The 26,529-nt window shown below is 59.4% G+C and carries 20 protein-coding genes; 7 read left to right on the top strand and 13 right to left on the bottom strand.

Translation table 11 applies throughout. The annotated features are described in order from the left end of the window. Positions 1 to 30 precede the first annotated feature (30 nt). A complete protein-coding gene (gene djlA / locus B8P98_RS23495; RefSeq protein WP_025711029.1) occupies positions 31 to 858 on the top strand; it encodes a co-chaperone DjlA in 828 nt (275 codons plus the stop codon). 33 nt (positions 859 to 891) lie between these two features. Here djlA and B8P98_RS23490 read toward each other — a convergent pair whose 3' ends face one another. Beyond that, on the bottom strand, positions 892 to 1,590 hold the full coding sequence (locus B8P98_RS23490) for a response regulator (protein ID WP_080897865.1): 699 nt from the start codon (positions 1,588 to 1,590) through the stop codon (positions 892 to 894). Further along, the gene (locus tag B8P98_RS23485; protein WP_080897864.1) at positions 1,580 to 3,205 is read right to left on the bottom strand and encodes an ATP-binding protein; all 1,626 of its coding nucleotides are present in this window, start codon (positions 3,203 to 3,205) and stop codon (positions 1,580 to 1,582) included. Before B8P98_RS23485 ends, B8P98_RS23490 begins: the two co-directional genes overlap by 11 nt. Before the next feature lie 315 nt (positions 3,206 to 3,520). Here B8P98_RS23485 and B8P98_RS23480 point away from each other — a divergent pair, with 315 nt between their 5' ends. Both B8P98_RS23480 and citX read left to right on the top strand, forming a co-directional pair. Continuing rightward, a complete protein-coding gene (locus B8P98_RS23480; protein ID WP_095033461.1) occupies positions 3,521 to 4,885 on the top strand; it encodes a 2-hydroxycarboxylate transporter family protein in 1,365 nt (454 codons plus the stop codon). A gap of 179 nt (positions 4,886 to 5,064) precedes the next feature. Further along, entirely contained in the window at positions 5,065 to 5,604 is a 540-nt protein-coding gene (gene citX, locus B8P98_RS23470; RefSeq protein WP_002888347.1) for a citrate lyase holo-[acyl-carrier protein] synthase, read from the top strand. Between the two features lie 74 nt (positions 5,605 to 5,678). Here citX and rluA read toward each other — a convergent pair whose 3' ends face one another. The 6 genes from rluA to araB form a co-directional block, all read right to left on the bottom strand. Continuing rightward, a complete protein-coding gene (gene rluA / locus B8P98_RS23465; protein WP_025711025.1) occupies positions 5,679 to 6,338 on the bottom strand; it encodes a bifunctional tRNA pseudouridine(32) synthase/23S rRNA pseudouridine(746) synthase RluA in 660 nt (219 codons plus the stop codon). An 11-nt stretch (positions 6,339 to 6,349) separates the two neighbouring features. Further along, entirely contained in the window at positions 6,350 to 9,256 is a 2,907-nt protein-coding gene (rapA, locus tag B8P98_RS23460) for an RNA polymerase-associated protein RapA (RefSeq protein ID WP_095033460.1), read from the bottom strand. Between the two features lie 187 nt (positions 9,257 to 9,443). Further along, on the bottom strand, positions 9,444 to 11,801 hold the full coding sequence (gene polB, locus B8P98_RS23455; RefSeq protein WP_095033459.1) for a DNA polymerase II: 2,358 nt from the start codon (positions 11,799 to 11,801) through the stop codon (positions 9,444 to 9,446). A gap of 175 nt (positions 11,802 to 11,976) precedes the next feature. After that, positions 11,977 to 12,672 (bottom strand): L-ribulose-5-phosphate 4-epimerase, encoded by a 696-nt coding sequence (gene araD, locus B8P98_RS23450; protein ID WP_025711022.1) that lies wholly within the window; start codon positions 12,670 to 12,672, stop codon positions 11,977 to 11,979. A gap of 257 nt (positions 12,673 to 12,929) precedes the next feature. Then, positions 12,930 to 14,432, bottom strand: a complete 1,503-nt coding sequence (araA, locus tag B8P98_RS23445) for an L-arabinose isomerase (RefSeq protein WP_025711021.1) — start codon at positions 14,430 to 14,432, stop codon at positions 12,930 to 12,932. Between the two features lie 10 nt (positions 14,433 to 14,442). Further along, a complete protein-coding gene (araB, locus tag B8P98_RS23440; protein WP_095033458.1) occupies positions 14,443 to 16,152 on the bottom strand; it encodes a ribulokinase in 1,710 nt (569 codons plus the stop codon). A 337-nt stretch (positions 16,153 to 16,489) separates the two neighbouring features. Here araB and araC point away from each other — a divergent pair, with 337 nt between their 5' ends. Continuing rightward, complete coding sequence (gene araC, locus B8P98_RS23435) at positions 16,490 to 17,335, top strand: arabinose operon transcriptional regulator AraC (RefSeq protein ID WP_004204301.1); 846 nt, start codon at positions 16,490 to 16,492, stop codon at positions 17,333 to 17,335. Between the two features lie 128 nt (positions 17,336 to 17,463). Next, positions 17,464 to 18,231, top strand: coding sequence for a DedA family protein (locus B8P98_RS23430; RefSeq protein ID WP_095033457.1), 768 nt, complete (start codon positions 17,464 to 17,466; stop codon positions 18,229 to 18,231). Here the strand turns inward: B8P98_RS23430 and thiQ are convergent. The 4 genes from thiQ to sgrR form a co-directional block, all read right to left on the bottom strand. Next, positions 18,218 to 18,919, bottom strand: a complete 702-nt coding sequence (thiQ, locus tag B8P98_RS23425) for a thiamine ABC transporter ATP-binding protein ThiQ (RefSeq protein ID WP_095033456.1) — start codon at positions 18,917 to 18,919, stop codon at positions 18,218 to 18,220. The two genes, B8P98_RS23430 and thiQ, sit on opposite strands and share 14 nt — an antisense overlap. Beyond that, positions 18,903 to 20,513 (bottom strand): thiamine/thiamine pyrophosphate ABC transporter permease ThiP, encoded by a 1,611-nt coding sequence (gene thiP, locus B8P98_RS23420; RefSeq protein WP_095033455.1) that lies wholly within the window; start codon positions 20,511 to 20,513, stop codon positions 18,903 to 18,905. The genes thiQ and thiP overlap by 17 nt, the downstream gene beginning before the upstream one ends. Further along, the gene (gene thiB / locus B8P98_RS23415; protein ID WP_095033454.1) at positions 20,489 to 21,472 is read right to left on the bottom strand and encodes a thiamine ABC transporter substrate binding subunit; all 984 of its coding nucleotides are present in this window, start codon (positions 21,470 to 21,472) and stop codon (positions 20,489 to 20,491) included. The genes thiP and thiB overlap by 25 nt, the downstream gene beginning before the upstream one ends. Before the next feature lie 289 nt (positions 21,473 to 21,761). Then, a complete protein-coding gene (sgrR, locus tag B8P98_RS23410; protein WP_095033453.1) occupies positions 21,762 to 23,417 on the bottom strand; it encodes an HTH-type transcriptional regulator SgrR in 1,656 nt (551 codons plus the stop codon). Between the two features lie 87 nt (positions 23,418 to 23,504). On the opposite strand from sgrR, the gene sgrT reads away from it, so the two are divergent. Continuing rightward, entirely contained in the window at positions 23,505 to 23,657 is a 153-nt protein-coding gene (gene sgrT, locus B8P98_RS23405) for a glucose uptake inhibitor SgrT (protein WP_080897862.1), read from the top strand. Between the two features lie 261 nt (positions 23,658 to 23,918). Further along, a complete protein-coding gene (locus B8P98_RS23395) occupies positions 23,919 to 25,103 on the top strand; it encodes a sugar efflux transporter (RefSeq protein ID WP_095033452.1) in 1,185 nt (394 codons plus the stop codon). A gap of 43 nt (positions 25,104 to 25,146) precedes the next feature. On the opposite strand, the gene B8P98_RS23390 is transcribed toward B8P98_RS23395, so the two are convergent. Further along, positions 25,147 to 26,457: an MFS transporter gene (locus tag B8P98_RS23390; protein WP_095033451.1), complete on the bottom strand. Its 1,311-nt coding sequence runs from the start codon at positions 26,455 to 26,457 to the stop codon at positions 25,147 to 25,149. Between the last annotated feature and the right edge of the window lie 72 nt (positions 26,458 to 26,529).

Here is a 26,529-nt window from a genome sequence, read left to right as displayed (position 1 = left end):
GCTTAACGGCGACAAACAGTTGGGGAGTCTATGCAGTATTTGGGTAAAGTGATTGGCGTGGCAGTGGCTTTGCTGATGGGCGGTGGGTTCTGGGGCGTGGTGCTCGGCTTCCTGGTCGGCCATATGTTTGACCGGGCGCGCAGCCGCCGGTTGAATCTCTTCGCCAATCAACAGGAGCGCCAGTCGCTCTTCTTTTCCACCACCTTTGAAGTGATGGGGCATCTGACCAAATCCAAGGGGCGCGTCACCGAAGCGGATATTCATGTCGCCAATGTGCTGATGGATCGGATGAACCTGCACGGCGCCTCGCGCACGGCGGCGCAGCAGGCGTTCCGCGATGGGAAGGCCGACAACTATCCGCTGCGCGAGAAGATGCGTCAGCTGCGCAGCGTCTGTTTTGGCCGCTTCGATTTGATTCGGATGTTTCTGGAAATTCAGCTGCAGGCGGCGTTCGCCGATGGCGAATTGCACCCTAACGAACGCGAAGTGCTGTTCGTCATCGCCGATGAGCTCGGCATCTCCCGCGCCCAGTTCGATCAGTTCCTGCGAATGATGCAGGGCGGCGCCCAGTTTGGCGGCGGTTCGCAGCAGCAATCGTATGGTCAGCGGGGCGGTAACGCCGGCTGGCAGCAGGCGCAGCGTGGGCCAACGCTGCAAGATGCTTGCAATGTGCTGGGGGTGAAACCGACCGATGACGCGGCGACGGTAAAGCGCGCCTATCGTAAGCTGATGAACGAGCACCATCCGGACAAGCTGGTGGCGAAAGGGTTGCCGCCGGAGATGATGGAGATGGCCAAACAGAAGGCTCAGGAGATCCAGAAGGCCTGGGAACTGATCAAAGAGCAGCGCGGCTTCTGAGTTTTCCCGCCCCTCCCGTTCGGCGAGGGGCCTCTAGCTTTTGGCCTGGGCGCGGCGGTACAGCCGCCGTGGATGGCCGATTTTACCGTACTGCATTTCCACCTCCAGAAAGCCGGTTTCAACGCCGTGTTCGAGATAGCGGCGGGCGGTGGTTTTGCTGAGTCCGGCGGCGCTGACCACTTCATCGACGGAAAAGCAGTGCGCTTCCCGACCGCGAAATAGCCCCTGCACCAGCGCCAGCGTCTTCTCTTCAATGCCCTTGCTGCCGTTGTCCACGCGATAGTTCTTCGCCTGCAGTTGATAGAGAGAATCGACGTTCTGCTGATCGACGATTTTCCATTCTCGCTGCTGATCGTAGAACTGGATAAAGCGCTCCAGTGACTGGCTCAGTCGCTTCCATGACACCGGCTTAAGGATATAGTCGAAGGCGCCGTTGCGGATCGCCAGGCTGCAGGTTTCCATATCGCTGGCGGCGGTGATAAAGATCACCGAGCAATGGCTGGTCGCCAGCGCCGGGTCGGTCATCAGCGTTACCCCTTTGCCGTCCGGCAAATAGTTATCCAGCAGCACCAGCTGGGGCGGCGTGGCGTGGAGCAACTTCCGCGCCTGGGCGAGGGAGGCCGCCATGCCTGCCAGCCGCAGACGCGGGTGTTTCTGCACAAGCTCGGCGTGCAGGCGCGCCAGCTCGCTCTCATCTTCAATGATTAGCACATCGACCAGGTCATGATGCATCGTGGGCCTCCGTTTGCGGACAGGCTGGGGCGTCGGCCGGGATAAACAGGGTGAAGATCGTTCCCCGCGGCGCGTTATCGGCGACTTCGATAGTGCCGCCCGCCTGAGTGACATAATGTTCAATAAGATACAAACCAATACCGTGATCGCCACGGGTCTTGGTGGTGACGCCGCGTTCAAAAATGCGGTCGCGAATATCGTGGCGAATACCGACGCCGCGGTCGGCCACTTCGATAATCAGTTCCCGGGCGTTGAGCTGAATCAGCACTTCCACCGGCTCGTGCGGAAGATCAGCGCGCTGCGTGGCTTCGATGGCGTTATCCAGCAGGTTGCCAATGATGGAGATCAGTTCAGATTCCATCAGCGACGGCAACGGACGGTCGATACGGCAGGCCGGGTCGAAGCTCAGCGCCACGCCTTTTTCGCGGGCGCGGGTGGCTTTGCCAAGCAGCAGGCCGCACAGCGTCGGCGACTGGAAGTGCGAGGAGATAAAGTCCAGCAGCTCCTGGGCATGCTCCGACTGGGCCTGAATATAGCGGATCGCTTCGTCGTAGTGGCCCATATGCAGCAGGCCGGAGAGGGTGGTCATCCGGTTGAGCTGCTCGTGGCGCATGATGCGCAAATTGTCGACATAGCGCTTCACCTGGCTGAGCTGGGCGGTGAGGGCATTGATTTCGTTGCGATCGCGGAAGGTGATCACCCAGCCCTGCAGCGTGTTCTCCAGCATAATGCGCACCCGGCTGGCGAGCACGGTCAACTGGTTGAAGCGGCACAGCTCGTCATGGGTATCGCGCTCGAGCATGTCGCCGCTGGCGAAAAACGGCTGTGGTGAAATAACGCTGTCGATCGACTGACCTCGCAGCTGGCGGGCGGGTTGGCTGAGCCCCAGCAGGCTGCGGGCGGCATGGTTAATCACCTCAATACGCCGCTGGCGATCGATGACGATCACCCCTTCAAAGATCGACTCCATCATCGCCTTTTGCTGGCGCACCAGCAGACCTATCTCCCGTGGCTCGAGCGAAAAAATCTGCTTCTTGATGCTGCGGGTAAAGTACCAGGAGAAGATAAACAGGGCGATGAGCAGCAGGACGGCAGCGATAAAAATATTGATCACTTTGGTCAGCGTGATGCTGTCAAGATAGCTGGTCAGGTAGCCCACGGAAACAATGCCGATCACCTGCCCCTCGTCATCGACGATGGGCGTTTTGCTGCGCAGCGAGACGCCAAGGCCGCCTTTGCGAATGGTGGTGATGGTGTGTCCCTCCAGTACCGCCTGGTTGTCGCCACCGACCAGCCGCGTGCCAACCCATTCCGGGTGGACGGAGTGAAACAGATGTACCCCCTGTCGGTCGCCGATAACGATGAAGCTGGCATCGCTATGGGCGGCGATTTGCTGCATAAACGCCCGAATCGCCTGCGGATCGTGCTGGCTGACCTGCTGGCGTAAATTCGGCATCAGGGCTATCTCTTCGGCCTGAATTTTGGCCCGGGCGCTCATTTCCTGATAAAGCTGGCGGCTGGCGTCAAAATAATAATAAATGCCGAGCGCGATAAAGAGGACCGAGAAAAAAGCGACCAGCGAAATAAACAGCTTATATTGAAAAGATAATTTCATAGGTCCCGAACAGCGTATTTACCATCCCGGCACTCTATCATTTTTCTGTCACGTAACGTAAATGTTAATGGAAAGTTGTGATCATCGGCGCAGGCGCTGGCAGGGCCGTAGTGGAAATCAGACGCGGCGGGAAATAAAAACCATAAAAACCACGATAATAAATCAGAGATATATCACTCCTTTGAGGTTCGGCGAATAGAAACCATAAAAACCATAGTGACCATTAAAACTTCTTTTTTAATCTGGGGAGCTTCACATTAACGACGCCGCTGTCCCTTTACGCTGAAAATGAATAATAACGACAGGGCTGAATTTATGAGCACCACAGACAATGCATTCTCTGCAACCCTTGAACCGATCAATACGCCGAAAACCACGCTGAAGCAGCGCTGGTGGCACATTATGGATAACTGGAAGGTCGGCATCGTCCCGCTGCCGCTGTTTCTGCTGGCCGGGGGGCTGATTGCCCTCGACTGCCTTGGCGGCAAACTGCCGAGCGATATCGTGGTGATGGTGGCCACTCTGGCTTTCTTTGGCTTCGCCTGCGGCGAGTTTGGTAAGCGCCTGCCGGTGCTGGGGAAACTTGGCGCGGCGGCGATCTGCGCCACCTTTATTCCTTCCGCGCTGGTCCACTACGGTCTGCTGCCGGACGTGGTGGTTGAATCCACCACCAAATTCTATCAATCCACCAACATCCTCTATCTCTACATCTGCTGCATCATCGTCGGCAGCATCATGAGCATGAACCGCACCACGCTGATTCAGGGTTTCCTGAAGATCTTTTTCCCGATGCTGTGTGGCGAAGTGGTTGGCATGCTGGTGGGCATCGGCGTCGGCACGCTGCTGGGTATGGAGCCGTTCCAGGTGTTCTTCTTTATCGTGCTGCCGATCATGGCTGGTGGCGTAGGCGAAGGGGCGATACCGCTGTCGATGGGTTACGCTGCGCTGATGCATATGGAGCAGGGCGTTGCCCTTGGCCGGGTGTTGCCGATGGTGATGCTTGGCAGCCTGACGGCGATAGTCATCTCTGGCTGCCTCAACCAGCTCGGCAAGCGCTTCCCGCATCTCACCGGGGAAGGGCAACTGATGCCGAACCGCAGCCATGAAACCCGCACGCTTGGTGAGAGTGAAGGCGTGAGCGGCAAAACCGACGTCGGCACCCTGGCCTCCGGCGCGCTGCTGGCGGTGCTGCTGTATATGATGGGGATGCTTGGCCACAAACTGATTGGCCTGCCGGCGCCGGTGGGGATGCTGTTTCTCGCGGTGCTGTTAAAGCTGGCTAACGTGGTTTCTCCACGTCTGCAGGAGGGATCGCAGATGGTGTATAAATTCTTCCGCACCGCGGTGACCTATCCGATCCTCTTTGCCGTCGGCGTGGCGATTACTCCGTGGCAGGAGCTGGTGAACGCCTTCACCTTCACCAACCTGCTGGTGATCGTCAGTACCGTCTCTGCGCTGGTGGCGACCGGCTTCTTTGTTGGTAAAAAGATAGGGATGCACCCGATCGATGTGGCGATTGTCTCCTGTTGCCAGAGCGGGCAGGGCGGCACCGGCGATGTGGCGATCCTCACCGCCGGTAACCGCATGAGCCTGATGCCGTTCGCGCAGATTGCCACCCGCATCGGCGGGGCGATAAATGTCTCGCTGGCGCTACTGTTCCTCAGCCACTATCTGGCGTGATTTAACGCTGCTCTCAGTGATAAACCTGCTATTTTCCGCTACAGAACGCCGAAAATATCTGCGTTCTGTATCCTAAATGCTCCGCATTTAGCGTTACAATCAGCGCGCGATCGGCTATCGCAACCATCATCATGACAGTCCAGGCGCTGTCGCATTTATCATATGTAGGAGAGGAATTAATGTCAGTGGATACTCCCGCCCAGGCGGGCGTCAGCATCGACGCATTGCTGGCGGCGAAAGAGCAGCGTGCGGCCCGTCAGGCCGACTGGCTGGCCCATTATCAGCAGCCTGTTATTTCCCTGACCCTGGTGACCCCGGGGGCGGTGAAGGACAGCATTCGCTATCGCAACATGATGGGCGTTGCCCTCCAGGCCTGCGACCAGCTGCTGTGGAAGCACCGCTGGCAAACGCTGGATCGTCAGGTGCTGTGGCTGCCGACCGGACCGGAAGCCCTGTGGTGCGTGGCGCATCCGGCCAGCGAAATCAAAGCGATGTGCAGTACGCTGGAGCAGAGCCATCCGCTGGGACGCCTGTGGGATATCGATGTGATCTGTCCGCAGAATGGGCTGGTGGGGCGTCAGTCGCTCGGTGAGTCGCAGCGCCGCTGCCTGCTGTGCGATGAGCCGGCGCACGCCTGCGCGCGCAGCCGTCGCCATGACACCGATCTCGTCGTGGCGCGCGTTGAGCAGATGATTGATGCGTGGTTCGCCCGCGATTAATCGGGATTGTTTTCTGTACCCTCACTAATCCGAGTTGCACGCAGCCAACCCGCATGCAACTCGAAGTATGAGCGTTAAAAGTCGATCGGCGCGCGGAAAGTCATCGCGTTGCCGTAGGCAGGGTGGGTGATGGTGAGCGTCTCGGCGTGCAGCAGCAGGCGCGGGGCCATCGCCAGCGCCTCCGGGGTGGCGTAAAAGCGGTCGCCAAGGATCGGATGCCCCAGCGCCAGCATATGTACCCGCAGCTGGTGCGAACGCCCGGTAATCGGCTTCAGGCGCACGCGGGCGGTGTTATCCTCAGCGTACTCCAGCACCTCATACTCGGTTTGCGCCGCTTTGCCGGTTTCATAACACACCTTCTGCTTTGGCCGGTTCGGCCAGTCGCAAATCAGCGGTAAATCCACCAGACCTTCCGCCGGCTGCGGATGGCCCCAGACGCGGGCGACGTACTGTTTCTTCGGCTCGCGCTCGCGGAACTGACGTTTCAGTTCGCGCTCCGCGGCCTTATTCAGCGCCACCACAATCACGCCGCTGGTGGCCATATCCAGGCGGTGCACCGATTCGGCCTGCGGGAAGTCGCGCTGAATGCGCGTCATCACGCTGTCTTTATGCTCATCAAGACGACCCGGCACGGACAACAAGCCGCTTGGCTTGTTGACCACCATGATGTGCTCATCCTGATACAAGATCACCAGCCAGGGATCCTGCGGCGGATTGTAGTTTTCCATCGCCATTTCGCGTTCCGTTACTGGTGGGTGACGACGATCAGACGCAGCGCGTCCAGACGCCATCCGGCCTGCGCCAGCGCATCCATCACCTGCTGACGGTTGCTTTCGATGGCCGCCAGTTCGTCGTCACGGATGTTCGGGTTCACCGCCTTCAGCGCTTCCAGACGCGACAGTTCCGCCGTCAGCTTGTCATCGGCTTCGTTACGCGCGGTGTCGATCAGCGCCTGCGCTGCTTTGGCAATCTGCGCTTCGCCCTGCTGCAGAATGGCGTGAACGTCCTGCTGCACCGCATTGACCAGCTTGCTGCCGGTGTGGCGGTTGACCGCGCTCAGCTGACGGTTGAAGCTTTCAAACTCTACCTGGCCGGCGAGGTTGTTGCCGTTTTTATCCAGCAGCAGACGAACCGGGGTCGCTGGCAGGAAGCGGTTAAGCTGCAGCTGTTTCGGCGCCTGCGCTTCGACGACGTAGATCAGCTCCAGCAGCAGGGTGCCGACCGGCAGCGCCTTGTTCTTCAGCAGGGAAATGGTGCTGCTGCCGGTATCGCCGGAGAGGATCAGATCCAGACCGTTGCGGATCAGGGGATGTTCCCAGGTGATGAACTGCGCGTCTTCACGCGACAGCGCCACATCTCGCTCGAAGGTAATGGTGCAACCGTCTTCCGGCAGGCCCGGGAAGTCCGGCACCAGCATATGGTCGGACGGGGTCAGGACGATCAGGTTTTCACCGCGGTCATCCTGGTTGATGCCAACGATATCGAACAGGTTCATCGAGAAGGCGATCAGGCTGGTGTCGTCATCCTGCTCTTCGATGCTCTCCGCCAGGGCCTGGGCTTTCTCGCCGCCGTTGGAGTGGATCTCCAGCAGACGGTCGCGGCCCTGCTCCAGCTGCGCTTTCAGGGCGTCATGCTGCTGACGGCAGGATTTGATCAGATCGTCAAAGCCGTCGGTGGATTCCGGTGCCGCCAGGTAGTTAATCAGTTCGTCATGGACGCTGTCGTAGACGGTCCGGCCGGTCGGGCAGGTATGTTCGAAGGCGTCGAGGCCTTCGTGATACCAGCGCACCAGCACCGACTGCGCGGTTTTTTCCAGGTACGGCACATGGATCTGGATATCGTGCGCCTGGCCGATACGGTCGAGACGGCCGATACGCTGCTCCAGCAGGTCCGGGTTAAACGGCAGATCGAACATCACCAGGTTGCTGGCGAACTGGAAGTTACGTCCTTCGGAGCCAATTTCGGAGCACAGCAGCACCTGGGCGCCGGTGTCTTCTTCGGCAAACCACGCCGCGGCGCGGTCGCGTTCGATAATCGACATCCCTTCATGGAACACCGCGGCGCGGATACCTTCGCGCTCGCGCAGCACCTGCTCCAGCTGCAGCGCGGTAGCGGCCTTGGCGCAGATTACCAGCACCTTCTGCGAACGATGGCTGGTCAGGTAGCCCATCAGCCATTCGACGCGCGGGTCGAAGTTCCACCAGGTGCCGGTATCGCCTTCAAATTCCTGATAAATCTGCTCAGGGTAGAGCATGTCGCGCGCACGCTCTTCCGCGGTTTTGCGCGCGCCCATGATGCCAGAGACTTTGATGGCCGTCTGGTACTGGGTCGGCAGCGGCAGGCGAATGGTGTGCAGCTCACGTTTCGGGAAGCCTTTGACGCCGTTACGGGTGTTACGGAACAGCACCCGGCTGGTGCCGTGGCGGTCCATCAGCATCGAAACCAGCTCCTGGCGCGCGGCCTGAGCATCTTCACGATCGCTGTTAGCGGCCTGCAGCAGCGGCTCGATATCCTGCTCGCCGATCAGGTCGCCCAGGGTGTTGAGTTCGTTATCGTTCAGTTTGTTGCCCGCCAGCAGCAGGGCGACGGCGTCGGCGACCGGGCGGTAATTCTGCTGTTCTTCAACAAACTGCGCGAAATCGTGGAAGCGGTTTGGATCCAGCAGACGCAGGCGCGCAAAGTGGCTCTCCATACCCAGCTGTTCCGGTGTCGCGGTCAGCAGCAGGATGCCCGGTACGCGTTCAGCCAGCTGTTCAATGGCCTGATATTCTCGGCTCGGGGCTTCTTCGCTCCACACCAGGTGATGCGCTTCGTCGACGACCATCAGGTCCCACTCGGCGTCGCACAGGTGCTCCAGGCGCTGCTTGCTGCGGCGCACGAAGTCTAAGGAGCAGATCACCAGCTGTTCGGTTTCGAACGGGTTGTAGGCGTCGTGCTGCGCTTCGGCGTAGCGTTCATCGTCGAACAGCGAGAAACGCAGGTTGAAACGGCGCAGCATCTCCACCAGCCACTGGTGCTGGAGGGTTTCCGGGACCACGATCAGCACGCGCTCTGCGGCGCCGGAGAGCAACTGCTGGTGCAGGATCATCCCGGCTTCAATGGTTTTACCTAAGCCCACTTCATCGGCCAGCAGGACGCGCGGCGCGTGACGACGGCCCACATCGTGGGCAATATGCAGCTGGTGCGGGATCAGGCTGGTGCGCTGGCCGCGCAGGCCGCTCCACGGCATGCGGTACTGTTCGCTCTGGAACTTGCGCGCGCGGTAGCGTAGGGCAAAGCGATCCATGCGGTCGATTTGGCCGGCGAACAGGCGGTCCTGCGGTTTGCTGAATACCAGTTTGCTGTCGAGCAGCACTTCACGCAGGGTGACGTTCGCTTCCTGGGTGTCCAGGCGGGTGCCAGTGTAGGACAGCAGCCCGTTCTCTTCATTCACTTTGTCAACGTGGAGCTGCCAGCCTTCATGGCTGGTGATGGTGTCGCCCGGGTTAAACATCACGCGGGTGATCGGGGAATCGTTGCGAGAGTACAGACGGTTTTCGCCGATGGCGGGAAAAAGGAGAGTGACCATGCGCGCATCCAGCGCTACCACCGTCCCTAATCCTAGTTCGCTCTCTGTGTCGCTAATCCAGCGTTGACCAAGTGTAAAAGGCATATATGTTCGGCTCTTTAGTTCTTTAATTGCAGGCAATAGTTGATCATCTCCATGAACAATCGGAGATGCGTCAAAATTGGGGCCAGGAATGGAAAGGGCGCTATATTACTGGATGGCAGAACGTTCGTCACGTCCTCCTCACGCTTCATTTTTAGGCTTTCGTGCCCGCGGAATGGGTGACAAAAAATCAAAATAGCCCCAGCTGTCCTGTCACTATTGTAGCAAAGTCATCGTTGACGAAGGGCAGGATCCCTTCCGCCACTGGCTGCAACTGCTTTGTTAAATAGTGATCGTAATCGAGCGGCGACTGCTGGTAATCCACCGGCTCCGGGCCGCTGGTGGTCCAGACGTATTTGATGGTGCCGCGCTGCTGATACTGTTGCGCCCGCCCACGCTTCAGATTTTGCTCATCGGCAAGCCGCGCGGCGCGCACGTGCGGCGGTACGTTACGTTGATACTCGGCCAGCGGGCGGCGCAGGCGTTTGCGGTAAACCAGCTGTTCGTCGAGCTCGCCGTTCATCAGCCGGGCGAGGGTGTCGCGAATATAATCCTGATACGGCTGGTTGCGGAAGATACGCAGGTACAGCGCCTGCTGAAACTGCTGGGCCAGCGGCGTCCAGTCGGTGCGTACCGTCTCCAGCCCCTTGAACACCATGCGCTGGGTATCGCCCTCCTGAATCATCCCGGCATAGCGTTTCTTGCTGCCGGTATCGGCGCCGCGGATCGTCGGCATTAAAAAGCGGCAGAAGTGGGTTTCATACTCCAGCTCCAGGGCGCTGGTGAGCTGGCTTTTGCCCAGCTCCTGCGCCCACCAGGCGTTGACGTCGTTCACCAGCGCCCGGCCGATCTCCGCCGCCTGCGCTTCGCTGTGCGGGCGCTTAAGCCAGACGAAGGTGGAGTCGGTATCGCCGTAGATAACGTCATAGCCCTGGGCTTCAATCAACGCTTTGGTCTGGCGCATAATTGCGTGGCCGCGCATGGTGATCGACGAGGCAAGACGTGGGTCGAAGAAGCGGCAGGCGCTGGTGCCCAGCACGCCGTAGAAAGCGTTCATGATGATCTTCAGCGCCTGGGAGAGCGGCTTATTGTGCTGGCGCTTGGCTTCATCCCGGCCGTGCCAGATCTGGCTGACAATGTCTGGCAGGCAATGTTTATCGCGCGAGAAGCGGGCGCCGAGGAAGCCTTCGATACTGTGCTGGTCATCGGGCTGCGCCAGGCCCTCCACCAGACCGACCGGATCGATTAAAAAGGTGCGAATGATCGACGGATACAGGCTCTTGTAGTCCAGCACCAGCACCGAGTCATACAGGCCGGGGCGGGAGTCCATCACATAGCCGCCAGGGCTGGCCTGCGGCGGTACGTCGCCGAGGTTTGGCGCCACGTAGCCCAGGCGGTGCATGCGCGGGAAGTAGAGATGGCTGAAGGCGGCGACCGAGCCGCCGTGGCGGTCGGCGGGCAGGCCGTTGACCGTCGCCCGCTCGAGCAAAAACGGCATAATCTCCGTTTTGTGGAAGATCCGCGTCACCAGCTCGCAGTCCTGCAGGTTATAGGTCGCCAGCGCCGGTTTGTCTTCATGGAAGCGGCGATCGATCTCGTCCATCCGATCCCACGGGTTGTCGATGGCTTTGCCTTCGCCCAGCAGCTCGCGGGCCACCGCCTCCAGAGAAAAGGAGGAGAAATTCCAGAACGCCGATTTCAGCGCGTCGATGCCGTCAATAATCAGCCGGCCGTTGGCCTGGGCGAAGAAGACACCGTTCTTAAAACCGTGCTCGCGCCACTCCAGCTCGCTGTTGCCGCGGCCGAGCCGCAGCGGGATACGATAGCGTTCGGCATGCTTTTGCAGGACCCGCAGATCGAACTGCACCACGTTCCAGCCGATCAGCACGTCGGGATCGTGTTCAGCAAACCAGGCGTTGAGCTTTTCCAGTAGCAGCGGGCGGCTGGCGACGTAGACCAGCTCGAAACCGACAGCCGGGGGAGATTCGGGCTCGGGCCCCAGCATGTAGACCACCCGCTGGCCGCAGCCTTCCAGGCCGATGCAGTACAGCTCGCCGTGACGGCTGGTTTCGATATCCAGCGAGACCCATTTCAGCGGCGGGCGATAGTCAGGATGCGGTTTCATGCGCGCGTTGACCAGCTGCGAGCCGCGCGTTTCGCCTTCCACCCACACCGGGGCGGTGATAAAGCGCTCCATCAGGTAGCGCTCCGGCGGGCGGATATCGCCTTCGTAGACGGTGACGCCGCTGTCGCGGAGCATCTTCTCCAGACGCATCAATTGACGATGGGCACGGCAGTAGAGGCCGACAACCGGCTGACGGTGGAAATCTTTCAGGGCCAGCGGGGCGAAGCGGAGCCCTTTCTCACCCTGCAGCAGTCGCTCAGCCTGCGCCCGCTGCGCTTCGGGGATAAAGGCGACGGACTCCTGCGGCGGGAGGGTGACCTGCAGCGGGCCATCGTCGGTGGCCAGCCAGAAGGACAGCTCGGTGCCCTGCGGGGTGTCCCGCCAGTGACGGGTGAGTAAAAAACCTGCTCGCGGCTGGGTCACGGGTGCTCTCAATGATAAAAAACCAGGCCTGATTATAGCCTGGTTTCATGATGGGTGCTGGGGTTTTATACAGGCATTCGGCGCTAAAGTTGACCCGGATTGCGGCTTGCGCCTTATCCGGGCTACCAGACGGTGCAGAGCCGAAGCCCTGCTAAGCGCAGCGCGAGCAGGGTGATTACTGGCCGTAGTAGGCTTTGGCCCCGTGCTTACGCAGATAGTGCTTATCGAGCAGCGTCTGCTGCATAGCCGGCAGCTGTGGCGCCAGCTGGCGGCAGAATATGCCCATATAGGCGATCTCTTCCAGCACGATGGCGTTATGTACCGCGTCTTCGGCGTTCTTGCCCCAGGCGAACGGGCCGTGGGAATGCACCAGCACGCCGGGCATTTGCGCCGGGTCTATGCCCTGCTGGCGGAAGGTTTCGACAATCACATTGCCGGTTTCCCACTCGTATTCGCCGTTGATCTCCGCATCGGTCATCAATCGGGTGCAGGGGACCGGACCATAAAAATAGTCGGCATGGGTGGTGCCGGTCGCCGGAATAGATTGCCCGGCCTGCGCCCAGATGGTGGCGTGGCGGGAGTGGGTATGCACAATGCCGCCCAGCGTCGGGAAGGCCTGATACAGCAGACGATGGGTTGGGGTATCCGACGAGGGCTTTTTATTGCCTTCCACCACCTCGCCGGTCTCCAGGCTGACCACCACCATATCGTCGGCGGTCATCACGCTGTAATCCATGCCGGAAGGCTTGATAATCAGCACGCCCTGATCGCTGTCGACGGCGCTGACGTTGCCCCAGGTCAAGGTCACCAGATTATGCTTTGGCAGGGCCAGGTTAGCTTCGAGGACCTGGCGTTTAAGATCTTCTAACATAGTGTGCTCCGAATAGCAGGCGAGTCGGGTATCCCTCACCCCGACCCTCTCCCAAAGGGAGAGGGAGAAAGTTGACACCGCGCCGGTCGGTTCCCCTCATCCCGACCCTCTTCCAAAGGGGGAGGGGAAAGATGACACCGCGCCGGGTCGGTTCCCCTCATCCCGACCCTCTCCCAAAGGGAGAGGGAGAAAGTTGACACCGCGCCGGTCGGTTCCCTCTCCCCTCTGGGGAGAGGGTTAGGGTGAGGGGCGGCCTCTTAGCGTTTTGAACCGTAATAGACTTCATTCCAGCGCAGCGCGTCTTTGAACGACGGCAGGCGGGTGTCGTTGTCGATAACGGTCAGCTCGATATTGTGCAGTTCGGCAAACTGGCGCATATCGTCGAGGTTCAGCGCATGGCTGAAGACGGTATGGTGCGCGCCACCGGCGATGATCCAGGCTTCCGAAGCGGTACGCAGATCCGGTTGCGCTTTCCACAGGGCGTTGGCCACTGGCAGCTTCGGCAGATCGTGCGGCGTCGGGACGGTTTCGATGGTGTTGACCAGCAGACGGAAGCGATCCCCCAGGTCAATCAGGCTGGCGACAATCGCCGGGCCGGTCTGGGTATTGAAGATCAGGCGCGCCGGATCCGCTTTACCGCCAATGCCCAACGGCTGGACGTCGAGGATCGGTTTCTCGGCGGTGGCGATCGTCGGGCACACTTCCAGCATGTGGGAGCCGAGCACCAGATCGTTGCCGTTGTCGAAGTGGTAGGTGTAATCCTCCATAAAGGAGGTGCCGCCCTGCAGACCAGTTGACATCACCTTCATGATGCGAAGCAGAGCGGCGGTTTTCCAGTCGCCTTCGCCGGCAAAGCCGTAGCCCTGCTGCATCAGGCGCTGCACGGCGAGACCCGGAAGCTGTTTCAGGCCGTGGAGATCTTCAAAGGTGGTGGTAAAGGCGTGGAAACCACCTTGTTCAAGGAAGCGTTTCATCCCCAGCTCAATGCGCGCGGCGTCCAGCACGTTCTGGCGCTTGTCGCCGTGAACCTGCGCCGCCGGGGTCAGACGGTAGCTGCTCTCATATTCATCGACCAGGGCGCTGATATCGCCGTCGCTGATGCTGTTGACCACCTGCACCAGATCGCCGACCGCCCAGGTGTTCACCGAGAAGCCAAATTTGATCTGCGCGGCGACTTTATCGCCGTCGGTCACCGCCACTTCGCGCATGTTATCGCCGAAACGGCACACTTTCAGCTGACGGGTATCCTGTTTGGAGACCGCCTGGCGCATCCAGCCGCCGATACGTTGGTGGGCTTCTTTATCCTGCCAGTGACCGGTCACCACGCTGTGCTGCTGGCGCATACGGGCGCCGATGAAGCCGAACTCGCGGCCGCCGTGCGCGGTCTGGTTCAGGTTCATAAAGTCCATATCGATGCTGTCCCACGGCAGTGCGGCGTTGTACTGGGTATGGAACTGCAGCAGCGGCTTATTGAGGATAGTCAGGCCGTTGATCCACATTTTTGCCGGCGAGAAGGTATGCAGCCAGACCACTAACCCGGCGCATTTGTCATCGTAGTTGGCGTCGCGGCAGATATGGGTGATTTCGTCCGGCGTGGTGCCCAGCGGTTTGAGAACCAGTTTGCACGGTAGTTTGGCTTCCGCATTCAGGCTGTTCACCACATGTTCGGCATGCTTCGTCACCTGGCGCAGGGCTTCCGGGCCGTACAGATGTTGGCTGCCAATAACGAACCATACTTCATAGTTATCAAAAATCGTCATTTTCGTATCCTTAATGGGTGAGCGCTGCCTGAGATTGCGGGGCTTTTTCCGCCTTTGCAGCCGAAGGGAGATAGTGTTGTTCCGCGCTGACCGACCACTGCTGGTAGCGCTGATACAGTTGTTCGAAACGTTGCGCCTGCTGCGCGCGCGGCTGCAGGGTGGTTTCCACCTGGCTTGCCATGTTGCGTTGCGCGGCAGGGATATCCGGATAGACGCCAGCGGCGACGGCGGCGAAGATGGCGGCGCCCAACGCGCAGCACTGATCGGAGGCGACAATTTGCAGCGGACGGTTCAGCACGTCGCAGCAGGCCTGCATGATGACCTGGTTTTTCCGCGCGATACCGCCGAGGGCCATCACGTTGTTAACCGGGATCCCCTGCTCGGTGAAGCACTCCATAATGGCGCGGGCGCCGAAGGCGGTGGCGGCGATCAGCCCGCCGAACAGCGCGGGGGCATCGGTGGCCAGGTTAAGGTCGGTGATCACCCCTTTCAGACGCTGATTGGCATTCGGCGTGCGGCGGCCGTTGAACCAGTCGAGTACCACCGGCAGATGTTCCAGCGACGGATTATTGGCCCAGGCTTCGGTGAGGGCCGGCAGAAGCTGCTGCTGGCTGACTTTGATCTGCTCGCTGAGTTCGGGATGCTGCCGGGCGAGCTGCGCCAGCGGCCAGCCGAGGATGCGGCCAAACCAGGCGTAAATATCGCCGAAGGCGGACTGGCCTGCCTCCATGCCGATAAAGTGTGGGACCACGCTGCCGTCGACCTGGCCGCAAATGCCTTTCACCGTGCGGTCGCCGACGCTCTCTTTATCGGCAATCAGGATGTCGCAGGTGGAGGTGCCGATGACTTTCACCAGCGCGTTAGGCTGTGCCCCGGCGCCAACGGCGCCCATATGACAGTCGAAGGCGCCGCCGGAGATGGTCACAGTCTGCGACAGACCCAGACGCTGGGCCCACTCTGCGCTCAGCGTGCCGACCGGCACATCGGCCGTCCAGGTATCGGTGAACAGCGGCCAGGCCAGATGCTGGTTAATGATGGGATCAAGCTCATCGAAGAAGCTGGCCGGCGGCAGACCGCCCCAGCTTTCGTGCCACAGCGATTTATGTCCGGCGCTGCAGCGGCCGCGGCGCAGATCCTGCGGACGGGTGGTGCCAGAGAGCAGGGCGGGCACCCAGTCGCAAAGCTCCACCCACGAGGCGGCTGCCTCGGCGACGGCGCTATCTTCGCGGGTGACGTGGAGAATTTTGGCCCAGAACCATTCGCTGGAGTAGATCCCGCCGATATAGCGGGAATAATCCTCTTTGCCCGGCTGGTGACACAGGCGGGTGATCGCCTCGGCTTCCTCGACCGCGGTGTGATCTTTCCACAGGACAAACATGGCGTTAGGGTTGTCAGCGAATTCTTCGCGCAGCGCCAGCACGTTGCCCTCGGCATCGACGGGAGCCGGGGTAGAGCCGGTGCTGTCGACGCCAATGCCCACGACGTCAGCGCGCTGTTCGGCGCTCAGGGAGGCCAGTACGCTTTTCAGCGCCGCTTCCATGGATTCGATGTAATCTCGCGGGTGGTGGCGGAACCGGTTGTTAGCGCCATCGCAATACTGTCCCTCCCGCCAGCGCGGATACCACTCCACGCTTGCCGCCAGCTCTGCGCCGGACGCACATTCCACCGCCAGGGCGCGGACTGAGTCACTACCAAAGTCGAGGCCAATCGCAATTGCCATCTTGTTACTCCATGCAAAAATCATTCATGCAGCAACAGTAGATACCCCCGGCAAAATCCGTCAGGCCGTATTCGCTAATCTTATGGATTATTTTGCTGTCACCTCGCAAAGTGTGACGCCGTGCAAATATTCGATGTGGACTTTCCTGCCGTATTTATAGACACTTTTGTTACCCGGCATGTCAGGGTGGAATGCACGCGGCTGGCGCTTTTTTCGCTTACTGTGCGGGTTTTTAGCGAAATTCCCACCGCCGTCGCAGTCGTGACAGGGCGGATAGCGATAAAATCATGAATATGGACAATTGGTGTCAATAATACCTTCGGGGAGAACGACGCGTATGGCCGAAACGCAAAACGATCCGCTGCTGCCAGGCTACTCTTTTAACGCCCATCTGGTCACCGGCCTTACGCCGATCGAGGCGCAGGGATACCTGGATTTCTTTATCGACCGCCCGCTGGGCATGAAAGGCTATATCCTCAATCTGACCATTCGCGGCGAGGGTGTTATCAATAACCACGGCGAGCAGTTCGTCTGCCGGCCAGGCGATATGCTGCTGTTCCCGCCGGGGGAGATCCACCACTATGGCCGCCATCCGGACGCCAGCGAGTGGTATCACCAGTGGGTCTACTTCCGGCCGCGCGCCTACTGGCACGAGTGGCTTAACTGGCCGACGATTTTTGCCCAGACCGGCTTTTTCCGCCCGGATGAACAGTGGCAGGCGCGCTTTGGCGAGCTGTTCGGCCAGATCGTCGATGCCGGGCAGGGGGCGGGGCGCTATTCCGAGCTGCTGGCGATTAATCTGCTGGAGCAGCTGCTGCTGCGGCGCATGGAGGCGATCAACGAATCGCTGCATCCGCCGCTGGATAACCGGGTACGCGACGCCTGCCAGTACATCAGCGACCATCTGGCGGACAGCCATTTTGATATTGCCAGCGTCGCCCAGCATGTCTGCCTGTCGCCTTCTCGTCTGTCGCACCTGTTCCGCCAGCAGCTGGGGATCAGCGTGCTCGGCTGGCGGGAAGACCAGCGTATCAGCCAGGCCAAACTGCTGTTGAGTACCACGCGGATGCCGATCGCCACCGTCGGACGCAACGTCGGCTTTGAAGATCAGCTCTATTTTTCGCGCGTATTCAAAAAATGCACCGGCGCCAGCCCGAGCGAATTCCGCGCAGGATGTGAATAAAAAGTAAAGAAAGTGAAATGATGACCCGCTTAAATGTCACAGCCAGTAAACTATTAAGACAATTGGTGGCTTGACGACGGCGCGATGGCTTCGGAGAATCCGGGCTTCGTTTTTTAACCGGGTACATTATGCAAGCATTGCTGGAACACTTTATCACCCAATCCACGGTCTACTCGCTGTTAGCCGTGATGCTGGTGGCCTTTCTCGAGTCGCTGGCGCTGGTGGGGCTTATCTTACCCGGAACGGTGATGATGGCCGGCCTGGGGGCGCTGATCGGCAGCGGTGAGGTTAACTTCTGGCAGGCGTGGCTGGCGGGGATCGTGGGCTGCCTGCTTGGCGACTGGATCTCATTCTGGCTCGGCTGGCGCTTTAAAAAGCCGTTGCACCGCTGGTCGTTTATGAAGAAAAACCGTGCGCTGCTGGAGAAGACCGAGCATGCGCTGCATCAGCACAGTATGATCACCATTCTGATCGGCCGCTTTGTCGGGCCGACGCGACCGCTGGTGCCGATGGTCGCCGGGATGCTCGATCTGCCGGTGGCCAAGTTTGTGCTACCGAATATTATCGGCTGCCTGCTCTGGCCACCGCTCTACTTCCTGCCCGGGATTCTTGCCGGGGCGGCGATTGATATTCCGGCTGATGAAAACAGCGCCAGCTTTAAGTGGCTGCTGTTGGGCGCGGCGCTGCTGGCCTGGCTGGCGGGATGGCTGTGCTGGCGGCTGTGGCGGAGCGCGAAAACCTCAGGCGATCGCCTGACCCGCTGGCTACCGCGCGGACGGCTGCTGTGGCTGACGCCGCTGATGGTCGTGCTGGCGGCGACGGCGTTAACGTTTGTCTTCCGCCATCCGCTGATGCCGGTTTATCTGGCGATCCTGCACAAGGTTATTGCGCGCTGATCCCCATCAGAAGCGAGGCGCTGCTGTGGCCGCTTAACAGCTCGGCGGTGGCGCCATCCCAGACAATCCGCCCTTCAGCGACCACTATCGCGCGCGGCGCGATGCGCGCGGCGTCCTCCACACTATGGGAGACCATCAGCAGAGTGAGCTGCTGCTGCTCGCAGACATCGGCGACCAGCGCCAGCATCTCCTGGCGCAGTGCCGGATCGAGCGCCGAGAAGGGTTCATCCAGCAGCAGTACCGGCTGCTGGCGTACCAGGCAGCGGGCCAGCGCCGCGCGCTGCCGCTGACCGCCGGAGAGCTCGCCGGGCAGACGTTCCAGCAGCGCATCCATTCCCATCTGTCCAGCTATCGCCGTGACCTGCGCCTGCTGCTCGCGGCTCAGTTTGAGGCCCGGGTGGATCCCAAGGCTGATATTCTGCCGAATAGTCAGATGGTTAAACAGGTTATTCTCCTGAAACAGCATCGAGACCGGACGCTGCGCCGGCGGCGTTGCGGTATGCGTCTCGCCGTTAATCAGCAGGCTGCCGCTGGCGGGCGGTAGAAAACCGGCGATCAGATTCAGCAACGTGCTCTTTCCGGCACCGCTGGGGCCGAGCACCGCAATGCGCTCGCCGCGCGCGACGTCGAGGGTAAAGCGCATCGGCAGATGCTGGTACAGCCAGGTCACATCATTGAGTTTTAGCATCACGTCCCGGAAGTTTTTCAATCAGCGTAAACAACAAGTAACAGAGCAGCAGCAGGAGCAGGGCCGTCACAGCGCCGTCCTGGCTGCGGTAGGCGCCTATCTGCTGATACAGATAGAAGGGCAGGGTGCGGAACGCCTCGTTGCCGAACAGCGCCACCACGCCGAAGTCACCAATCGACAGCACGCAGGCGAAGGCTAACGCCTGGGCGAGCGGGCGTCGGAGGGCGCGAAGCTCGACCACCCGCAGCCGGGTGAAGCCTTCGATACCCAGCGACTGGCACAGCATGCTATAGCGGGCGGCAATGTCGCGCATCGGGTTTTCCAGTACTTTCAGCGCATAGGGGATCGCCATCAGGGCATTAGTGAAGATGACGATACCGTCGGCGGACTCCGGCAGGCCGATAGTGTTATTGAGCAGCAGGAAGAAGCCGGTGGCCAGCACAATTCCCGGCATCGCAAGGATCAGCATGCCGCTCAGCTCCATCGCCTGCCCGGCCAACGGCCGCTGGCGAGCGCGCAGTTCCCGGCTGCTCCACAACAGCATCATCGTCAGGATCACGCTCAACAGCCCGGCGGCGATGGCGATGCGCAGAGAGGTACTTAATGCCTGCCAGAGCGCTGGCTGCGCCAGCACGTCCAGCATATTGCGGTTGATCCCGTCGACAATGACCGCCAGCAGCGGCGGGAGCAGCAGTAGCAGGGCAGCGCCGATCAACAACCCATCGCCCAGGCGGCTGTGCAGGCGATCGTCAGGGTCGCGCCAGCCGCGCACATGGCTGACGCCGATGGCGACGGCTTTACTGAGTCGCTGGCTGAGCAGCACCAGCCCGAGGCAGCAGAGCATCTGGATCAGCGCCAGCATCGCCGCTCGCGCCGGATCGTAGTCAAAGCTCAGCGCCTGGTAGATAGCCAGCTCGATCGTGGTGGCTTTCGGGCCGCCGCCCAGCGAGAGTACGGTGGCGAAGCTGGCAAAGCAGAGCATAAAGATCAGCGCGGCGATGGCGGGAATATGGCGGCGCATCCATGGCCATTCGACGAGGCGAAAGAAAGCGTAGCCGCGCATGCCAAGCTGGGCGGCAATTTGCCGTTGTTCGCCGGGGATATTTTCCAGCACCTGCAGCAGCAGGCGGGTGGCCATCGGCATATTGAAAAAGACGTGCGCCAGCAGGATGCCCTGCAGACCGTAGGGCGAGAACTCCCATTGCCAGCCGAGCGTGTGAAAAAGGGAGGCCAGCCAGCCCTGGCGGCCATAGACGCTGAGGATGCCGAATACCGCCACCAGCACCGGCAGGATCAGGGTCATCGCGCACAGGCGCAGCAGCAGCGTGCGGCCAGAGAAGCGACGCCGATAGAGGGCGCGGGCGAGAAAGATCGCCGGCCCCACCGAGAGCAGCGCTGACAGCGACGCCTGCCAGAAGGAGAAGCGCACCACGTGCCACAGGTAGCTATCGCTGAAGACCGTCCGCCAGCCCGCGTCGGGGGCGCTAAACCACAGCGCCAGAAACGCCGCCAGCGCGACGGCGCAGAGTAGCGTCGCGGCGAACAGGCCTGGCAGCAGACCGCCGAAGTTTAGCGGCTGACGGCGCGTTGCCATGCATTAATCCAGGTCTGACGTTCGCTGGCGACCTGCTGCGGGGTAAACGTCAGGGTGGTCTGCGGCTTCACCAGGGTATCAAACCCGGCCGGCAGCGCCACCTGGGTGACCGGATACATCCAGTTGCCGGTGGGAATGGCGTTCTGGAAGCCAGGAGACACCATAAATTTGAGGAATTTTTCCGCCAGTTCCGGCTGCTTGCTGGCGGCGGTACGCGCGGCAACTTCAACCTGCAGATAGTGGCCTTCGGTAAAGTCCGCCGCGGCATAATTATCTTTTTTCTCTTCGATGAGGTGATAAGCCGGCGAGGTGGTGTAGCTCAATACCAGGTCGCTTTCCCCTTTCAGGAACAGACCGTAGGCTTCGCTCCAGCCTTTCGTGACGGTGACGGTTTTCGCCGCCAGCTTCTGCCAGGCGTCCGGCGCCTTGTCGCCATACACCTTTTGCATCCATAGCAGCAGCCCCAGACCCGGGGTACTGGTGCGCGGATCTTCATAAATCACGCGCCATTTTTGCGGGCTCTCGACCAGCTCTTTCAGGCTCTTTGGCGGGTTAGCCAGTTTGTTTTTGTCATAGACGAAGGCGAAATAGCCGTAATCGTAGGGGACAAAGGTGTCATTCTCCCAGCCGCCCGGCACGCTGACCGCGCTGGCCGGCACGCCGCTTTTGGCAAACAGTTTACTCTGCGCCGCGGCTGCCAGCAGGTTGTTATCCAGACCCAGCACGACGTCGGCCTTGCTGTTCTTGCCTTCCATGCGCAGGCGATTGAGCAGCGAAACGCCATCTTCCAGCGCGACGAACTTCAGCTCGCAGCCGCAGTCTGCCTCAAACGCTTTTTTCACCGCCGGGCCGGGGCCCCAGTCGGCAGAGAAGGAGTCATAGGTATAGACAGTAAGGACAGGTTTAGCCAGAGCGGGCAGGGCGACCAGCGCCAGCAGCGGGAGTAATTTTTTCAACACTTTGCACCTCAGAAAAAAGGGGTGGCAAAGGATTTTGAGTGAGCCTCAAATCCCTTCGCCGGCGTTATCCGGATCAGGTTCGACGGGTATTTTCTCAGCCCATACGCTTCATCCTTCAAGCCGCATCTGCGTTAGCTTCACGCGTTCATCCCAGTCACATAGTTATCTATGCTCCAGGGGATTCACCCGCTTGCTGCCTTGATGCAACTTGAATGATATTGCGTATGTTTATTAGCACCCCGTTGAGAACGGCCTTAGTGTAATGATTTTGTCAGATGACGGAAAGCGCTTACGGCTCCGGCGGCGCAAACCACGCGGATTTAAAATCGAACCAGCCGAGGGTATTCATCCGCACGCCGCGCATACTGCGCTGACCCTGAATCATCAGCCAGTGATGGATCAGCGGCACGATATGCTGGCTGGCCAGCAACCGCTGGCTCCAGGTGGCAGGATTAAATTCCCCTGCGCGCCAGCGGCTGGCATCCTCTTGCCAGTCAATGGGGATGCAGCGCTGAATCAGCGGGACTTCGTACAGATAGGCGAACAGCGAGAAATCGATCGGCAAGGTGAAGTTTACGCTATTGAGCCAGATGTCGCTGACCACCTCACCGCGATGCCAGGCATCGTACTCCAGCTCCTGGATCTCCAGCTTTACCTGATGCGCGGCCAGCAGGTCGCGCATGATCCCGCCGATCATCCGGTGCTCGACGTGATCGCGGTAGTAGGTGAGGGTGACCGCTTCCAGTCCCGCCGGTTTTTCACAGGCATGGTTGCTGGCGTGATGCCAGCGCGGCAGCAGACCGTAGGCGGGAAACCAGTTCCCCTGGTAGTGTTCGCCCGCATGGTAGAGCAGATTCGCGGGCTGGAACAGATAGCTTAACCAGCGGCGCACCGCGTCGTTGGCGCCCAGTGAACTTCGCGAGTCGAACAGCAGGTAATAACACCCCTCTTCCAGACGACTCTCCACCGCTTTTTCACTTTCGGTATTGCCCTGCAGCGTCAGGCCGCCGTTGGGCTCTTCGCTAATCTCCGGCAGCACCCAGACGTTGACCTCATCGATCAGCGCCCGGTAGCCAAAATAGTCTTCAAAGGCGTGGATCTTGAGCTGGTTTTGATTGTTACGCACCACGGCATAAGGGCCGGTACCGACCGGCATCGACGAGAAGTGGGTCATGGTCTGCCACTCCTGCGGCAGCACCATCGCCGGCACCTGCCCCAGCAGCCAGGGCAGCCAGCGGTCGGGCTGACGCAGATGAATATCCAGCGTCCAGGCGGTGGGGGATTCGATGCGTTCAATATGCGAATAGAGTGGAAGGGCATTGCTGCGCTGCAGAGAGGCGATGACATCCGCCATCTCCAGCTCACGGCCGTGGTGAAAATGGATCCCCGGGCGGAGGAAAAAGCGCCAGTGGGTGGGGCTCAGCTGCTGCCAGTGGTGGGCAATATCGGCTTCCAGTTCCCCATTTTCCTCATTTACCCGCGTCAGGGCGCTGAATATTTGTCGGGCAATATGGGTTTCCGAACGCCGCAGCGCGCTGCCGGGCAGTAAATTTTTCATCGGACGGTAGTAGAGCACGCGCAGGATATGGCGTCCCTGGCGGAAGCTGCGGCCAAGATGCGAGATCAGCATCTGGCGAACCGCAGCCTTATCGCCGACCAGCTGCACCAGCTGATCGATGCGATCCTGCTCAAGAAGATCTTCGGCACGTTGCTGCTGCAGGGCGAGGCCGGTATAGAGAAAGGTTAGCCGCGAACGCTTGCCGCGGCCTGCTTCCGCCTCCCAGGCCAGCCAGCCGCGGGACTCCATCATATTGAGCAAGGTGCGCATATGGCGGCGCGAGCAGCTCAGCATTTCCGCCAGCTCGTTAAGAGTGGTCTCCTGCGACTTGCCGTCGCAGCACTGCCATAAGCGGATGAACTGTTGTTGCAGACGGCTGGAAGACATAAAAGGGGAACTCCTGCGCAAAACTCAGCAATTTATTACTCCCCATATTAAGCCAATAATGATTCCCGATGAAGCGAGGAGGTGAATATGATGAGGTCAACCGCAAAATCGTTCTACCAGCACTACTTTTCTGCGACGCAGGAAGCGTCCTGGCTGGCCCGCCTGATGGCAGGAAGACAGCAGGAAATTCTGGGAGAACTGATGCAGTGGGGAGTGACGTCAAAGACCTCGGATCATTGACTTGCAGACATCATGTGTGACTGAGTATTGGTGTTATACTCGTCGTCTTTCACGCTGCAGGTGGCCTGGTCGCCTCGCTGTCGATGCGCTCAGGGCCTAACGTTCTGGCCACGCTCATCCTTTCAGGGCCAGCGCAAGCGCTGTGCAAAACGGGTAACCGTTTTGTCCTGCAACATGAAACGCATAGAGTATAGAATCACCCGCCAGCAGAAAGCTTCTGCTGGCTTTTTTCGTTTACTTCGCGTGTGTTAAGGACATTCCATGCTGTGGTTGATGACGATGGGACGACGGCTAAACGGCGTGTATGCCGCCTTTATGCTGGTTGCATTTATGATGGGCGTGGCGGGCGCACTGCAGGCGCCGACGTTGAGTTTATTTCTCAGCCGCGAAGTTGGGGCGCAACCGTTCTGGGTGGGTCTGTTCTACACCGTGAATGCGATAGCCGGGATTCTGGTGAGTCTGGCGCTGGCCAAGCGCTCCGATAGCCGCGGCGATCGGCGGCGATTAATTATGTTCTGCTGCCTGATGGCGGTGGGTAATGCGCTGCTCTTTGCCTTCAACCGCCACTATCTGACGCTGATCACCTGCGGCGTGATGCTGGCGTCCATCGCTAACGCCGCCATGCCGCAGCTCTTTGCTCTGGCGCGAGAGTATGCTGACAGTTCAGCGCGGGAAGTGGTGATGTTCAGCTCGATCATGCGTGCCCAGCTCTCCCTGGCGTGGGTGATCGGTCCGCCGCTGGCCTTTATGCTGGCGCTCAACTACGGCTTCACCACCATGTTCTCTATCGCGGCGGGCATCTTTGTGATTAGCCTGGCGCTGATTGCCATTAAATTGCCCTCGGTTGCGCGGGTAGAACAGCCTTCGGAAGAGGCGCAGGCGCTGGCGCAGGCCGGCGGTTGGCATGACAAAAACGTACGCATGCTGTTTATCGCCTCCACGCTCATGTGGACCTGTAACACCATGTATATCATTGATATGCCGCTGTGGATCAGTAGCGATCTCGGGCTTCCGGACAGTCTGGCCGGGATCTTGATGGGAACTGCCGCCGGACTGGAGATACCGGCGATGATCCTCGCCGGCTACTACGTGAAGCGCTTTGGCAAACGTAAAATGATGGTCGCGGCGGTAGCCGCCGGCGTGCTGTTTTATCTGGGGCTGATACTGTTTCATGGCCGCACGGCGCTGCTGGCTCTGCAGCTGTTTAACGCTATTTTTATCGGCATTGTCGCCGGGATCGGCATGCTGTGGTTCCAGGATTTAATGCCGGGACGAGCGGGGGCGGCGACCACCCTGTTCACCAACAGTATCTCCACTGGGGTGATCCTCGCCGGAGTGATGCAGGGGGCATTGTCGCAAAGCTATGGCCATGCCAGCGTTTACTGGACGATCGCCGCGATTTCGCTGGTGACGCTGTTTTTGACCAGCAAGGTGAAGGATATCTGAGTGAAGGCCCCGGCGCGCCGCAGCGATGCCGGGGCAACCGGGACTACTTCAGGACGATACGCTTGATGTCGCCGATGATAAAAATGTAAGCAATCACCCCGATCAGCGCCGTCAGCCCGACGTAGATCAGCGCGTAAAAGAAATCACCCGTGGTAGAGATAATCACGCCAATTATCAGTGGCGCAATAATTGACGCCATATTGGCGCAGAAATTAAATATGCCGCCGGTGAGGCCAGCCATATTTTCCGGGGCAATATCAGAAATTAACGTCCAGCCGAGACCGACCATCCCCTGACCAAAAAACGCTATCGACATAATAATAATAACCGTGCTATTGGCGTTTACCCAGTTCGCTGCAATAATACAGCTGGAAAGTAGTAATCCGGAAATTATTGGTAATTTTCGACTGATGTTGACGGAACCGGTTCGCTTCAGTAAGCGGTCAGACAGCCAGCCGCCAAACAGGATGCCAATCGCGGCGGCGAGGAAGGGCCAGGTGGCGAAGAAACCGACATGAAGCCAGGGAAGATGGCGCTGATCTGCCAGGTAGCTGGGAAACCACGTCAGGAAAAACACCAATGTGGTGTTCCCGGCGAACTGACCCAGGCTGGCACCGACGATCTGACGACAGCCCAGCAGACGTCTGGCATCACGCCAGTTAAATGGAACGTTCTGGATTTTATTGTTAATACTGTTAACCCCGATATATTCCAGCTCTGCTTTATTAGCCGTGCGTGATTCATAGGGTTCGTGATAAAAACGCCACCATGCCAAAGTAAATAAAATACCTAACCCACCGGTAAGAAAAAATAGCGTTCTCCAGCCATGGTGTTCGAGGATTAAAAATAATAACGGTGAGAAGGCCGCCAGTCCTATATATTCACCAACCGTATATGTAGCTGTTGCACGGGCGCGCTCGTGCTGAGGGAACCAGGTACTGACGATGCGACTGTTCGCCGGAAAACAGGGCGCTTCACTGACGCCAAGCCCCAGGCGCAGGAGCAACAAAGATTTAAGGCCGAGGGTGAAACTCTGTAACAGAGTAAACAGTGACCAGAAGAAAATGGCCAGCGTGTAGGTCAACTTGTTACCAAACCGGTCTAAAAACACACCGCCGGGGATCTGCGCCAGAGCATAGGTCCAGGCAAAAGCGGAGAAGATGATCCCCATCATCGCCGGATCGATATGAATTTCTTTGGTTAATTGTGGGGCAACAATACCCAGAATAGTGCGGTCGAGATAATTGATCATCGTTCCGAGAGACAACAGCAGGAGAATAAATATCCGTACGCGGCTTCTTTTTTTTGTCCCCGATGAGGAAGTGAGGACTTCCTGAGAGTTTGACATACTCATAGTGAGTTCCTTTAAAGTTTAAAATATTTTTGCATATATTCGCACATGCAAAAACATCTCCCGGAACCATAG

It is taken from the genome of Klebsiella quasivariicola (assembly GCF_002269255.1).
Classification (GTDB): Bacteria; Pseudomonadota; Gammaproteobacteria; order Enterobacterales; family Enterobacteriaceae; genus Klebsiella; species Klebsiella quasivariicola.
Note: the sequence above shows the minus strand (reverse complement) of the source record. Positions and strands in the feature narration are given on the sequence as shown.